Here is a 13034-nt window from a genome sequence, read left to right on the forward strand (position 1 = left end):
CATGCTGGCCGCATGACTCCCGAAGACCTGGTACGGCTGCGTCGGGCCCGTGACCGTATGGACCGGGAGTACGCCGAGCCCCTGGACGTGGCCGCGCTGGCGCGCACCGCGCTGATGTCGCCGGGCCACTTCCAGCGCAGCTTCCGGGAGGCCTACGGGGACACGCCGTACGGCTATCTCATGACTCGGCGCATCGAGCGGGCGAAGGCGCTGCTCAGGCGGGGGGACCTGAGTGTGACGGAGGTGTGCATGGCGGTCGGCTGCACCTCGCTGGGGTCGTTCAGCTCCCGGTTCACGGAGCTGGTCGGCGAGACGCCGAGCGCGTACCGGGCCCGGTCGCACGAGGACGGCGCCGTCATCCCGGCGTGTGTCGCCCGCACGTTCACCCGGCCAAGGCGGGCGGGACCGCCGCTGCGGTCCTAGGTTGGGGGTATGGACCTCAAACTCCGCCAGTGCTTCATCGCCGTCGACGACCACGACAAGGCGCTCATCTTCTACCGGGATGTGCTGGGCCTGGAGGTCCGCAACGACGTCGGGTTCGAGGGGATGCGGTGGGTGACCGTCGGATCGCCGCTGCAACCGGACGTGGAGATCGTCCTGGAGCCGCCCGCCGCGAATCCGGACGCCTCACCCGCCGACAGGGAGGCCATGGCCCGCCTGCTGGCCAAGGGCGTGCTGCGCGGGGTCATCTTCACCACCGCCGACTGCGACGCCCTCTTCGCCCGGGTCCAGGAGTCCGGCGCGGACGTCGTCCAGGAGCCGATGGACCAGCCCTACGGGGTGCGGGACTGCGCATTCCGGGACCCCGCCGGGAACATGCTGCGGTTCATGGAACGGTCCGGCGACCGGTGACACGCGCGGCGACCGGCCCGCCGCCCGGACTCCGGGGCAGGCCCGGCCGCCCGACCGGACCGGCGAGCAAGCGGCGGTGACGACGGCATGAGGAACGCGCGCGCCGACCACGGCACCCCGAACCTCCCGCGCCGGGCGGGAGCCGGGGCCGCGGCGTCGTGCGCGGCCTTCCTCGTCGTGAGCTGCGGCCTGCCCTCGGGTCTCGCCGCCCCGGCCGGCTCGCCCTTTTCACCCGCGGCGACGGCCCGCGCCTCCGACCCCACTCCTTCGGCGCTGAAGCCCATCGACCCGGCCGGATTCCGGTCCGCCGTGGCGAGTGCGGCGAAGAAGCTCATGGTTCCCGGCGCGGTGGTCCTGCTCCGCACCCCGCAGGGGACCTTCCGGGCGACCGTCGGCACGACGGAGAGAGGCACCGCCCGGCCGCCCTCCACGGACGACCACTTCCGGATCGCCTCCAACACCAAGACCCTGACCTCGGCGCTGATCCTTCTGCTCGCCCAGGACGGCAGGCTCCGGCTGAGCGACCCGGTGTCCGCCTACGTCCCCGGGGTGCCGAACGGGGAACACATCACCATCGCCGAGCTGTTGAGGATGCGCAGCGGGCTCTACAACTACACCGACGCGCCCGAACTCGCGGCGAGCCTGGACGCCGACCCGGGCCGGTCCCGGACGCCGCGGGAGATGCTGGCCCTCGCGTTCCGGCACCCGCCGAATTTCGCGCCCGGCACGTCCTACGAGTACAGCAACACCAACTACGCGCTGCTCGGCCTCGTCGCCGAGAAGGCGGGCGGCCACCCGCTGGCCCGGCAGTTCCGGGACCGGCTGCTCGCCCCGCTCGGCCTGGCGGGGACCTCGCTGCCCGCCGCCGAGGACGTCTCCCTCCCCACACCCTCCGCACACGGCTACATGTACGGCGGGACGGCCTACGCGCTGGCCGACCGGCCCTACCCCGCCGGCACGCAGGCCGCGGCCCGGTCCGGACGGCTCCGGCCGAGGGACTACACGCACCAGAACCCCTCCTACGCCACCGCCGCCGGAGGCGCCGTCTCCACCGCGGACGACCTGGCCACCTGGATCCGGGCCCTGGTGAGGGGCAGGGTCCTCGACCCCGCGTTCCAGCGGCAGTGGCTGCGCAGCCCGCAGGCCGAGGACCCGGCCGCGCCCGACGGGCAGAAGTACGGGTACGGCATCGCCCACCAGCGCTTCGGTCCGCACGCCGCGATGTACTACCACGGCGGCGAACTCCCCGGCTTCAACTCTTTCATCGGCCACGACCCGGACCACGACGTCACGCTCGTGATCTGGACGAACCTGACCCTGTCGCCCGACGGCCGGACCACCGCCAACGCCCTGCTGCCCACCGTCCTCAACGAGGTCTACGCCGGGCTTTCCCTGCCCACCTCGCCGGCCGGCGCGGAGTCGTGAGCCCGGTCGGACTCATGAGCCCGGTCGGCCTCGTGAGCCCGGTCGGCCTCGTGAGCCGGGGCGGATTCGTGAGCCGGGGCGGATTCGTGCGGCTCCGCCGAGGCCGCTTCGGGAGCCGCCTCGGGCGCGGCTCCGGCGTGGGATCCGCAGGCCGGGTTCCGGCACGGCCCGGGTCCCCACACCGGCACCCAGGCGCCCAGGGTCTTGTGCCGCCGGATGATTGTCTCCACGGGCTGTCCGCAGTCGGGACAGACGTGACGTTCGCCGCCCATGTCCCCAGGGTAGGACGGTCGGCGCCGGCGCGCGTACGTACGGACGATCACCCTGTTGGCGAAGGTGCGCACCGACTCCAGGATGAAGAGCCAGGACGGGGTCAGCCGCGCGGCTCCCGCCACATCGGCCACATGCTCGGGCCGTCCGGCAGGTCGAGGGTGCGGCCGGTCGGGGCGAACCCGAGGCGCTCGTAGAGCCTGGTGCTGCGGGCGCTGCTGGCCTCCAGGTAGGCGGGCACTCCCTCGCGGTCGCAGCGGTCCAGGACGTGCTGGACGAGCACGGTGCCCAGCCCCTCGCCCTGCCGGGCCGGGGCGACGCCGATCATCCACAGGTATTCGTGAGCGCGGTCCGCGGGGTGCGCCTCGGCCATCAGCCGGGCGATCCACTCCACGCGTTCGTTGGCCGGGTCGACGCTCTCGCGCAGCCGTACGGCGTCGTCCGCCTCGGTGCCGCCGTCCCCGGAGTGGCCGCCGTCGCCTCCGGCGGGCACCGGCAGCCACAGCGCGCAGGCCGTGCCCTCCGCGGTGATGTCGATCCGGCCCTCGGCGAGCACGGTGTCGGTGAAGGCGGCCATCAGCCGGTGATGGGTCGCGCGGCGGTAGTCGTCGCCGGGGAAGACCCAGCCGCTGACCGGGTCGTCCTGGAAGGCCTCGTCCAGCAACCGCACGACCAGCTCGTGGTCGCTCTCCCCCGCCGTCCGGATCGCCACGCCCATCTGTCGCCCCTTCGCCTCAACCAGCTTGCCCCGTACGGGCGTTGAGGGTACTCGGTGCGGGTGGGGGCGTGGTCCGGCGGCCCGGTGGAAAGGGCGGGCCCCGCACACCGTGGGGAAGTGCGGGACCCGCCGGACCGGTGCCCGCGGCGGCCGTACGGGGTCAGGAGCCGTACGGAGCCGATCGCACCGGGGTCTTTCAGCGTCGCGCCGACCGGACGGGCCGGCGCGGCGGTGCCGGACGCGGACTCAGCTGGTGCGCCGCGTCACGAACTCGGCCAGGGCGAGCAGGCCGCCCGCCTGGGCGGGGTCCGGGACGGCCCGGGCCAGTTCGTCCAGGGCCCGGCCCATGAGGTCGGCCGCCTCGGCCTGCGCCCAGTCACGTCCACCGGCCCGCTCGACGGCCTGCGTGACCCGCTCCCTCTCTCCTTCCCGGTAGGGCCGTGCGTACAACTCGGCGAGTTCGGCGGCGGCCGGGGTGCCGGAGGTGAGCGCGGCGACCACCGGCAGGGACTTCTTGCGCGCGGCGAGGTCGGCGCCGGCCGGCTTGCCGGTGCGGTCCGGGTCGCCCCATATGCCGATCACGTCGTCGATGAGCTGGAAGGCGAGCCCGGCCTGGCGGCCGAACGCGTCCAGCGCCTCGACGTCCTCCTCCGCCGCCCCCGCGTACAGCGCACCGACGGCGCACGCGCACCCCAGCAGCGCGCCCGTCTTGGCCTCGGCCATCGCGAGCACCTCGGTGAGCGTCACCTCGCGCGGGTCGCGTCGCTCCAGAGCCGTGTCCGCCTGCTGGCCCGCGCACAGTTCCACGACGCAGGCGGCGAGCCGGGCGGCGGCCGCCGGGGACGCCGGATGCGGGTCCTCGGCGAGCAGCCGCAGGGCCAGTGCCTGCAGGGCGTCCCCGGCGAGGATCGCGTCGTTGTCGCCGAACACCGTCCACGCGGTGGCCCGGTGCCGGCGGGTGGCGTCCCGGTCCATCACGTCGTCGTGCAGCAACGTGAAGTTGTGGACCAGTTCCACGGCCGCGGCGGCCCGCGCCGCCTGCGTCCGCGCCCCGGGGCCGCCGAGCGCGGCGGCCGCGGTGAGGACGAGCGCCGGGCGGATGGCCTTGCCCCCGTGCCCCGCCGCCGGGGTGCCGTCCGCCTGCTCCCAGCCGAAGTGGTAGCGCGCGATCCGGCGCATCGCGCCGGGCAGCGAGGCGACCGCGGACCGCAGTTCGGGATCGACCACCGTCCGGGCACGCTCCAGGATCACCGTGGCGTCCTGTGCGTCGGCGGCGTCCGCCCGGCCTGCCGTCCGGCTGCCGACGGGTCGGTGGGGCAGTGTCGCGGCAGGCCGGTCCCCTCCTCGGCCGGCCTCCTCCGCGGCCTGCCGTGCCGCGCCGGTGGGACGCGGTACCCCGGTGGGGCCTTGCGCCCCGGCGGGGCGCTGTGTCGTCTCCGTCATGAACTCGACCATCCGATCCCCCTCGGAGAATCCGCGGACGGTGGCGCCGGTGCTGCCGGTTCCGGGCACGTACCCCCAGGGTGTACCCGGCCACACGGGCCGGGACACCGAGGGTTGGCGTGAGGTGTCAGCGCCAACGTCCGACCTCGACGTTCTCCAGGACGCCGAGCGCGTCCGGCACCAGGACCGCCGCCGAGAAGTACGCGGTCACGAGGTACTTGATGATCGCCTGCTCGTTGATGCCCATGAACCGCACGGACAGGCTCGGCTCGATCTCGTCCGGGAGGCCGGACGCCCGCAGCCCGATGACGCCCTGCTCCTCCTCGCCGGTGCGCAGGGCGATGATCGAGCTCGTCCGGGCGTCGGTGACCGGGATCTTTCCGCACGGGAAGATCGGCACACCGCGCCAGGTGGGGATGCGGCTGCCGCCCATGTCGATGGTCTCGGGGACCAGTCCCCGCTTGTTGAGCTCGCGGCCGAACGCGGCGATCGCACGCGGGTGGGCGAGGAACAGCTTGGTGCTGCGCCGCCTGCTGAGCAGTTCGTCCATGTCGTCGGGGCCCGGTACGCCGTCGTGGGGCTGGATGCGCTGGTCGTACTCGCAGTTGTGGAGCAGGCCGAACTCGCGGTTGTTGATCAGCTCGTGCTCCTGGCGCTCCTTCAGCGCCTCCACCGTGAGCCGGATCTGCTGCTCGGTCTGGTTCATCGGCTGGTTGTAGAGGTCGGCCACGCGGCTGTGGATGCGCAGCACGGTCTGCGCGATGCTCAGCTCGTACTCACGGGGCCTGCCCTCGTAGTCGACGAAGGTGTGCGGGATGTCCGGCTCACCGCTGTGGCCGGCGGCGAGTTCCACCTCCTTCTCGCCGAACTTGTTGGTGCGCTGCGCGGGGATCGAGCGCTGCCGCTGCAGGTGGGCGCGCAGGGAGTCGGCGTGCTCCAGGACCTGCTCGAAGTCGTGGCGGGGCAGGACGAGGACCGTGCAGGTGGTGTCCGCGCGGGCCGTGTACTCCCAGATGGCGTCCGGATCGAGCAGCGCCTGGTCGCCGAAGTACGCGCCGTCGGCGAGGACGCCGAGCACCTGGTCGTCGCCGTAGGGGCCGGTGCCGACCTTCTCGACCCTGCCGTGCGCCAGCAGGTACACCTCGTCGGCCTGGTTGCCGAAGGAGGTGATGACCTGGCCCGCGCCGATCTCCCGCTGGCGGCAGCGGGAGGCCAGTTCCGAGAGGACCCCCTCGTCCTCGTAACCCCGCAACGCCGGCAGTTCGCCGAGTTCCGCGGGGATGACCTCGACGCGGTCGCCGGTCTTCACGAAGGTGATGCGTCCGTCACCGACGGCGTAGGTCAGCCGCCGGTTCACCCGGTACGTACCGCCCTGGACGTCGACCCACGGCAACATCCGCAGCAGCCAGCGGGAGCTGATCTCCTGCATCTGGGGAACGGACTTGGTGGTGGTGGCCAGGTTCCGCGCGGCCGTGGTGCCGAGGCTCTGCTGCGACCGACCCTGCTCCGTGCGGACCTCTTCGCCTACCGACATAGAGAATTGCCCTCCCTTGCGTGCCCGGCATCGATCAGCACCGGGCATCGATGTGCAGGCACAACCCTTCCATCACGCAGCGTGTTCGTGCCATTACACGAAAGAGCGGGAATGGATCACTGCCGGCGGGGCACGGGCGGTGACAATGGCCTGGTGACCAGCTCCGCCGCCCCCGGCCCCGCCGACTTCGGCCCCACCGGCCCCGGCCCCGTCGCTCCCGCCCCGGCGGCCCTCTCCCCCCGGCTTCCGTCGCCGGTGCAGGAGCTCGCCGACGACCGCTTCGCCCGGCACGGGCTGCGGCTGCTGCTGAAGCGCGACGACCTGATCCACCCGGAGCTGATCGGCAACAAGTGGCGCAAGCTCGCGCCGAACCTCCGGGCCGCGGCCGGCCGGACGATCGTCACCTTCGGCGGGGCGTACTCCAACCACCTGCGCGCGACCGCCGCCGCGGGCCGCCTGCTGGGCCTGCCCACGGTCGGCGTGGTCCGTGGCCAGGAACTGGCCGACCGCCCCCTCAACCCCTCGCTGGCCCGGTGCGCGGCCGACGGGATGCGCCTGCTCTTCGTCGACAGGTCGACCTATCGACGCAAGACCGGGCCGGAGACGCTCGCGGCCCTGCTGCGGACCGCCGCACTCGACGCCGACGAGGTGCACGTGGTCCCCGAAGGGGGCAGCAACGCCCTCGCCGTGCGGGGGTGCCGCGCGCTCGGCGAGGAACTCCGCGACGACCACGCCGACGTGGCCGCCGTCGCCTGCGGGACCGGCGGCACGCTCGCCGGACTGGCCGCCGGACTGGGGCCGGGCCGGCGCGCCCTCGGCATACCGGTCCTCAAGGGGGGCTTCCTGGACGCCGAGACCGCGGGCCTGCAGGAACGTGCCTTCGGCGGCCGCAGGGGCGAGTGGTGGCTGGACGACCGCTTCCACTTCGGCGGCTACGCCCGCACCACACCGGAACTGGACGCCTTCGCCGCGGACTTCACCCGCCGCCACGGCCTCCCGGTCGAGCGTCTCTACGTCGCCAAGCTGCTGTACGCCCTCGTCCGCCTGGCCGACGAGGGCACCTTCCCGCGCGGGACGACAATCGCCGCGGTCGTCACGGGCCGCCCCTTCCCGGACCGGCCCTGACCCACCGCGCCGGTTCCGCGCGGCCCGCGAGCGCGCGCGAGCACCCCCCGAGCACCCCGAGCGAGCGCCCCTACGCGACCGCCCCGCACACGAGCACGCCCCCGCGAGCGCCCTTCACGCCGCCTCCCGATAGGCCGCCGCCTCCTCCAGGTCCAGCCTGCGCAGCAGGGTCCGCAGCATCTCGTCGTCGATGTAGCGGCCGTCCCGCAGCCGCACGAAGACCGACCGCTCGGCGCTGATCATCTCCCGGGACAGCCGGCGGTAGGTGTCGTCGACCGACTCGCCGGTGACGGGGTTGACCTGGCCGAGCCTCTCCCAGACGGCGTTGCGGCGGCGCTCCAGGACGGAGCGGAGCCGGTCGGCGAGCGGCGGGGGCAGGGCGTTGCGCTCGTCGGAGAGGAGTTCCTCCAGGCGCTGCTCGGCGACCCGGGACGCCTGCGCCTGGGCGTTCGCCTCGGCCAGGGTCTGCGCCTGGGCGTCCCGGCGGGGGAACTTCAGCAGCCGGATCAGCGGCGGCAGCGTCAGCCCCTGCACCACCAACGTCCCGATGACCGTCGTGAAGGTGAGGAAGAGGATCAGGTTGCGCTGCGGGAAGGGGGCGCCGTCGTGCACCGTGACCGGGATCGAGAAGGCGATGGCCAGCGAGACCACGCCCCGCATCCCGGCCCAGGCGGTCACCATCGCCCCCTTCCACGTGGGGTTCTCCTCGCGCTCCCGGATCCGCCGGGACAGCAGCCGGGGCAGGAACGCCGCCGGGTACACCCAGACGAACCGGGTCGCGACGACCACCAGGAAGGTGGCGACCGCGTACCAGGCGGCCTCCACACCCTCGTACTCCCCGAGTCCCCTCAGGACGATCTGGAGCTGCAGTCCGATGAGGGCGAAGACGACCGACTCCAGCAGGAAGGCGACCATCTTCCACACCGCGTCCTCCTGGAGCCGGGTGGCGAAGTCGACCTCCCAGGCGCGATGACCGAGGTAGAGGGCGACCGTGACGACCGCGAGGACGCCGGAGGCGTGCAGCTGCTCGGCGACGCCGTAGGCGACGAACGGGATCAGCAGGGAGAGCGTGTTCTGCAGCAGCGCCTCCTTCAGGTGGGTGCGCAGCCAGTGGATCGGCGCCATCAGCACCAGCCCGACGCCGACGCCGCCGACCGCCGCGATCAGGAACTCGCCCACGCCTCCGGCCCAGGTGGCGCCCTCGCCCACCGCGGCGGCGAGGGCCACCTTGTAGGCGGTGATGGCGGTGGCGTCGTTGAGCAGGGACTCGCCCTGCAGGATCGTGGTGATCCGGGAGGGCAGCCCGACCCGGCGCGCGACGGCCGTCGCCGCGACCGCGTCCGGCGGCGCCACCACCGCGCCCAGCACCAGGGCCGCCGTCAGCGGCAGTCCGGGCACGATCAGGTACGCGGCCCAGCCGACCACGAAGGTCGCGAACAGCACGTAACCGACCGAGAGCAGCGCCACGGGCCGCAGTTGCGCGCGCAGATCGAGGTAGGAGCTGTCGATGGCCGACGTGTACAGCAGCGGCGGCAGCAGCAGCGGAAGGACCACCTCGGGGTCGAGGGTGTAGTCCGGCACCCCGGGGACGTACGAGGCCACCAGCCCGGCGGCGACCAGCAGCAGCGGTGCCGGTACCGGTGTGCGGCGGGCGGCACCGGCCACCGCGGCGCTGCCCGCCACCAGCAACAGCAGCGGCAATACGTCCATCGTCCTCGCCCACCCTCGCCTTTGCGCGCGGTCACCCGCGCGCCCGTCGTAATCTGGCAATCATGAAACAGTGCACGCACGCCGGCACGCTGCCGCATCCGGAGCCGGGGGCCCAGAGCGAGACGTGTCCGGAGTGCCTGGCGAACGGCACGCACCCGGTGCAGTTGCGGCTGTGCCTGACCTGTGGCCACGTCGGTTGCTGCGACTCCTCGCCCGGACAGCACGCCACCCGGCACCACGAGGAAACCGGTCACCCCGTGATGCGGACCTTCGAGCCGGGTGAGGACTGGCGCTGGTGCTTCGTGGATCACGTACTGGTGTGACCGGGCCGCGGGACGGTTCGACCGTCTGACGTCTGGGTACGTCAACCCGGCGCGTGCTGTTCCCTTTTGGGCCCGCAGACCTCTAGCCACGGAGCGTATCCGTAGTTTTACTATGAGTGACAGCAACGGTTGGGGTCCCGGGACAGGAATGTCGAGAGCGCGGTAGCGTCACCGCTGAACCACTATCGCGTTGACCGGGGGTCGGCCCCCGGCCCGAGAAAGCTTGTACCACCTTGGAGGTGAGGGTGTCCCAGATCGCAGGCGAGCCCGCGGCCCAGGACTTCGTGGAAGTCCGGCTGCCGGCTGCGGGTGCCTACCTGTCGGTGCTGCGTACGGCCACGGCCGGTCTCGCCGCCCGTTTGGACTTCACCCTCGACGAGATCGAGGACCTCCGCATCGCGGTGGACGAGGCCTGCGCGATCCTGCTCCAGCAGGCCGTGCCCGGCTCGGTGCTCAGCTGTGTCTTCCGGCTCGTCGACGACTCGCTCGAGGTCACGGTGTCGGCCCCGACCACGGACGGTCACGCACCGTCGCGGGACACCTTCGCCTGGACCGTGCTGTCCGCCCTGGCGGGCAAGGTCTCCTCGGCCGTGGACGACGACAAGACCGTTTCGATCAGCCTCTACAAACAGCGCGGCGCGGGACCCGGGCCGGCGTGAGGAACGGGGACGGGCCGGTGCGGGACGAAGAGCGCGGCACGCGCAAGCTGCCGAACGAGGGCGGGATTCCCCCTCGCGCGTGGGAGTCCTCCCGCTCGGGCGCGGGCGCCGAAGGGGGAGGGACCGGAGACTCGGGACAGGGCGAAGCGCCCGGGTCCCGGCGTCCGGCGAGCGGCATCGACGGCATCCCCGAGCAGGCCAGACCGCACCCGGAGGACGACCACCCGGTGCCCGGCCTGCCGGGCGAGGGGCCGCGGGATCAGGACGATGCCGCGCAGGGCGCGCCTCCACCGGTACGGGGCCGGGTCTCCCCGGGCCGATCGGAGGCGCGGGCTCGGGGAAGGGCAACGGGCGGGACGATGAGCGAGCACGAGCGAGACGACGAGCCGGGCGTGCCGAACGCGCACGGCGCGAGGCACGAGCCTCAGGACCGCAGCGGCGCACGCGCGCTGTTCGTCGAGCTGCGCGCGCTGAAGGAGGGCAGCCCCCAGTACGCGGAGCTGCGCAACCGGCTGGTCCGTATGCACCTGCCGCTCGTCGAGCACCTCGCCCGCCGCTTCCGCAACCGCGGGGAGCCGCTGGACGACCTCACCCAGGTCGCCACCATCGGCCTGATCAAGTCCGTCGACCGGTTCGACCCGGACCGCGGCGTCGAGTTCTCGACGTACGCGACCCCGACAGTCGTCGGCGAGATCAAGCGGCACTTCCGGGACAAGGGCTGGGCGGTGCGCGTTCCGCGCCGGCTGCAGGAGCTGCGCCTCGCGCTCACCACGGCGACGGCCGAGCTGTCCCAGCTGCACGGCCGCTCCCCCACGGTGCACGAGCTCGCCGAGAAGCTCGCCATCTCGGAGGAGGAGGTTCTGGAGGGCCTGGAGTCCGCCAACGCGTACTCGACGCTGTCCCTGGACGTCCCCGACACGGACGACGAGTCCCCGGCGGTCGCGGACACCCTCGGTGCGGAGGACGAGGCGCTGGAGGGCGTGGAGTACCGCGAGTCGCTGAAGCCGCTGCTGGAGGACCTGCCGCCGCGTGAGAAGCGCATTCTGCTGCTGCGCTTCTTCGGCAACATGACCCAGTCGCAGATCGCGCAGGAGGTCGGCATCTCGCAGATGCACGTCTCGCGGCTGCTGGCCCGGACACTGGCCCAGCTGCGGGAGAAGCTGCTGGTCGAGGAGTAACCCGCAGGGAGGTCGTCGCGCGCGGGTCGTCGCACGCAGGGCGCCCGCACGCAGGGCGCCCGCACGCAGGTCGTCCGCACATGGGTCCGGGCCGAGGCCCGGACGGACGGGCGGTACGCCTACTGCCGCTCGGTCTCCCGGGCACGGCCCGGACCCTTGATGCCGAGGGCCCGGGTCGTCGCCGGGTGCACCAGCAGCACCAGGGCGGCCACGGCCACGGCGGCCAGCGCGATGCCCGCCGGGACGGCCACGCTGTCGGCCTGGAGCAGTTGGTAGGCGACGGGCAGCGCCAGGATCTGTGTGATGACCGCCGGCCCCCGGCTCCAGCCGCGGCGCAGCAGCAGCCCGCGGGCGGCGAGCAGCGGCAGCAGGGCCAGCACGAGCACCGTGATCCCGCCGGTCACGGCCTGCTGACGGTCGCCGCCGTCGCCCGTGACTCCGAGAACGAGCATCCACACCCCGCCGGCGAGCAGCGCGAATCCCTCCAGCGCGACCAGCGCCGCCGCGTAGGTCAGCCGCCGCGGGCGGGGGCCGGCGGTGTCCGCGGTGCCGAGGACTTCGGGGTCGGGCGTCTGCTCACTGCTCACCCCTGAAGGGTAGCCCTCGGGGTACGGCCCCCGGTGGCCAGGCCGAGGGCCCCATGGCCGGGCTCGCGCACGGGTTCTCTTACCCGATCCCTACCTCGCCCTGGGCCGAGTACCAGGCAGTAGGTACGCTGCACCCCATGCGTGCACTTCTCGTGGCCAATCCGGCGGCAACCACCACAAGCGCACGTACGCGCGATGTCCTGATCCACGCGCTGGCCAGCGAGATGAAGCTGGAGGCGGTCACCACGGAGTACCGCGGCCACGCCCGCGACCTGGGCCGGCAGGCCGCGGACAGCGACGACATCGACCTGGTCGTGGCGCTCGGCGGCGACGGCACCGTCAACGAGGTCGTGAACGGCCTGCTGCACAGGGGCCCCGACCCGGAGCACCTGCCCCGCCTCGCCGTGGTCCCCGGCGGCTCCACCAACGTCTTCGCGCGCGCCCTGGGGCTGCCGAACGACGCCGTGGAGGCGACCGGTGCCCTGCTGGACGCGCTCGGCACCGGCAGCGAGCGCACCATCGGCATGGGCCTCGCCTCGGGGACGCCGGGCACGCCGGACGCGGAGGTCCCGGCGCGCTGGTTCACCTTCAACGCCGGGCTCGGTTTCGACGCGGGCGTCGTCGGGCGGGTGGAGCAGCAGCGGGAGCGCGGCAGGAAGTCGACGCACGCCCTGTACGTGCGGCAGGTGGTCCGCCAGTTCCTCGGTGAGCCGAACCGCCGGCACGGCCGCATCACGCTGGAGCGGCCCGGCCAGGACCCGCTCTCCGATCTGGTGGTCGCCATAGTCTCGAACACGTCGCCCTGGACGTATCTCGGCAATCGCCCCATGTACACGTCGCCTAAGGCCTCGTTCGACACGGGCCTCGACGTACTCGGTCTCAGCCGTCTGTCCACGGCCGCGGTTGCCCGGTATGGGACCCAGTTGCTCACTTCGTCCCCGGAGCGGGGACCGCATGGAAAGCATGCGGTCTCACTGCACGACCTGAGCGGGTTCACCTTGCATTCGAAGGTGCCGCTGCCCCTGCAGATGGACGGTGACCACCTGGGGCTGCGCACGAGCGTGACGTTCACAGGCGTACGCCGTGCACTGCGTGTGATTGTGTGAGCGGAAGAGCCCAAAGTCCTTTCACTCGAACGTTTAGGCCAGGATCCACCCCATGGAAGTACGGCTGTGACCTAGTCGACACCGAGGAATCAAAAAAAACTTTC

General features: G+C 72.8%; 13 protein-coding genes. 8 read left to right on the plus strand and 5 right to left on the minus strand.

Annotated elements, in window-relative coordinates:
* Positions 1–12: 12 nt before the first annotated feature.
* From ACIQ9G_RS11100 to ACIQ9G_RS11110, 3 genes are all read left to right on the plus strand, one after another.
* Positions 13–423, plus strand: a complete 411-nt coding sequence (locus tag ACIQ9G_RS11100) for a helix-turn-helix transcriptional regulator (RefSeq protein WP_403608213.1) — start codon at positions 13–15, stop codon at positions 421–423.
* Positions 424–432: 9 nt separating this feature from the next.
* Positions 433–852, plus strand: coding sequence for a VOC family protein (locus ACIQ9G_RS11105; protein WP_403608214.1), 420 nt, complete (start codon positions 433–435; stop codon positions 850–852).
* A gap of 87 nt (positions 853–939) precedes the next feature.
* Positions 940–2277, plus strand: coding sequence for a serine hydrolase domain-containing protein (locus ACIQ9G_RS11110; protein WP_403608215.1), 1338 nt, complete (start codon positions 940–942; stop codon positions 2275–2277).
* Between the two features lie 373 nt (positions 2278–2650).
* Here the strand turns inward: ACIQ9G_RS11110 and ACIQ9G_RS11115 are convergent, their stop codons facing one another.
* From ACIQ9G_RS11115 to ACIQ9G_RS11125, 3 genes are all read right to left on the minus strand, one after another.
* On the minus strand, positions 2651–3265 hold the full coding sequence (locus ACIQ9G_RS11115) for a GNAT family N-acetyltransferase (protein ID WP_403608216.1): 615 nt from the start codon (positions 3263–3265) through the stop codon (positions 2651–2653).
* Between the two features lie 246 nt (positions 3266–3511).
* On the minus strand, positions 3512–4720 hold the full coding sequence (locus ACIQ9G_RS11120; protein ID WP_403608217.1) for a family 2 encapsulin nanocompartment cargo protein polyprenyl transferase: 1209 nt from the start codon (positions 4718–4720) through the stop codon (positions 3512–3514).
* A gap of 115 nt (positions 4721–4835) precedes the next feature.
* Positions 4836–6242 (minus strand): family 2B encapsulin nanocompartment shell protein, encoded by a 1407-nt coding sequence (locus ACIQ9G_RS11125; RefSeq protein WP_403608218.1) that lies wholly within the window; start codon positions 6240–6242, stop codon positions 4836–4838.
* Positions 6243–6395: 153 nt separating this feature from the next.
* Between ACIQ9G_RS11125 and ACIQ9G_RS11130 the strand changes: the two genes are divergently transcribed.
* Entirely contained in the window at positions 6396–7367 is a 972-nt protein-coding gene (locus ACIQ9G_RS11130) for a 1-aminocyclopropane-1-carboxylate deaminase/D-cysteine desulfhydrase (RefSeq protein ID WP_403608219.1), read from the plus strand.
* A 114-nt stretch (positions 7368–7481) separates the two neighbouring features.
* On the opposite strand, the gene ACIQ9G_RS11135 is transcribed toward ACIQ9G_RS11130, so the two are convergent.
* Positions 7482–9077 (minus strand): Na+/H+ antiporter, encoded by a 1596-nt coding sequence (locus ACIQ9G_RS11135; protein ID WP_403608220.1) that lies wholly within the window; start codon positions 9075–9077, stop codon positions 7482–7484.
* Positions 9078–9139: 62 nt separating this feature from the next.
* Between ACIQ9G_RS11135 and ACIQ9G_RS11140 the strand changes: the two genes are divergently transcribed.
* The 3 genes from ACIQ9G_RS11140 to ACIQ9G_RS11150 all read left to right on the plus strand — a co-directional run bounded on the left by ACIQ9G_RS11140 (position 9140) and on the right by ACIQ9G_RS11150 (position 11237).
* Positions 9140–9400, plus strand: a complete 261-nt coding sequence (locus ACIQ9G_RS11140) for a UBP-type zinc finger domain-containing protein (protein WP_403608221.1) — start codon at positions 9140–9142, stop codon at positions 9398–9400.
* A gap of 245 nt (positions 9401–9645) precedes the next feature.
* Positions 9646–10059 carry an anti-sigma regulatory factor gene (locus tag ACIQ9G_RS11145; RefSeq protein WP_356186033.1) on the plus strand — a complete coding sequence of 138 codons (414 nt, stop codon included), beginning with the start codon at positions 9646–9648 and terminating at the stop codon, positions 10057–10059.
* Positions 10060–10076: 17 nt separating this feature from the next.
* A complete protein-coding gene (locus ACIQ9G_RS11150) occupies positions 10077–11237 on the plus strand; it encodes an RNA polymerase sigma factor SigF (protein WP_403608222.1) in 1161 nt (386 codons plus the stop codon).
* Between the two features lie 119 nt (positions 11238–11356).
* Here ACIQ9G_RS11150 and ACIQ9G_RS11155 read toward each other — a convergent pair whose 3' ends face one another.
* Positions 11357–11824, minus strand: coding sequence for a hypothetical protein (locus tag ACIQ9G_RS11155; protein ID WP_403608223.1), 468 nt, complete (start codon positions 11822–11824; stop codon positions 11357–11359).
* 137 nt (positions 11825–11961) lie between these two features.
* Here ACIQ9G_RS11155 and ACIQ9G_RS11160 point away from each other — a divergent pair, with 137 nt between their 5' ends.
* The gene (locus ACIQ9G_RS11160; RefSeq protein WP_403608224.1) at positions 11962–12930 is read left to right on the plus strand and encodes a diacylglycerol/lipid kinase family protein; all 969 of its coding nucleotides are present in this window, start codon (positions 11962–11964) and stop codon (positions 12928–12930) included.
* The last annotated feature ends 104 nt before the right edge of the window (positions 12931–13034 follow it).

Origin of the sequence: Streptomyces sp. NPDC096152 (genome assembly GCF_044763235.1) — a bacterium.
In the GTDB taxonomy this organism is placed as follows: domain Bacteria; phylum Actinomycetota; class Actinomycetes; order Streptomycetales; family Streptomycetaceae; genus Streptomyces.

Excerpts from the sequence above, each read along its gene's own strand:
- ACIQ9G_RS11125 (WP_403608218.1), bottom strand. The coding sequence starts at position 6,242 with ATGTCGGTAGGCGAAGAGGTCCGCACGGAGCAGGGTCGGTCGCAGCAG.
- ACIQ9G_RS11140 (WP_403608221.1), top strand. The coding sequence starts at position 9,140 with ATGAAACAGTGCACGCACGCCGGCACGCTGCCGCATCCGGAGCCGGGG.
- ACIQ9G_RS11115 (WP_403608216.1), bottom strand. The coding sequence starts at position 3,265 with ATGGGCGTGGCGATCCGGACGGCGGGGGAGAGCGACCACGAGCTGGTC.
- ACIQ9G_RS11105 (WP_403608214.1), top strand. The coding sequence starts at position 433 with ATGGACCTCAAACTCCGCCAGTGCTTCATCGCCGTCGACGACCACGAC.
- ACIQ9G_RS11160 (WP_403608224.1), top strand. The coding sequence starts at position 11,962 with ATGCGTGCACTTCTCGTGGCCAATCCGGCGGCAACCACCACAAGCGCA.
- ACIQ9G_RS11120 (WP_403608217.1), bottom strand. The coding sequence starts at position 4,720 with ATGGTCGAGTTCATGACGGAGACGACACAGCGCCCCGCCGGGGCGCAA.
- ACIQ9G_RS11135 (WP_403608220.1), bottom strand. The coding sequence starts at position 9,077 with ATGGACGTATTGCCGCTGCTGTTGCTGGTGGCGGGCAGCGCCGCGGTG.
- ACIQ9G_RS11110 (WP_403608215.1), top strand. The coding sequence starts at position 940 with ATGAGGAACGCGCGCGCCGACCACGGCACCCCGAACCTCCCGCGCCGG.
- ACIQ9G_RS11100 (WP_403608213.1), top strand. The coding sequence starts at position 13 with ATGACTCCCGAAGACCTGGTACGGCTGCGTCGGGCCCGTGACCGTATG.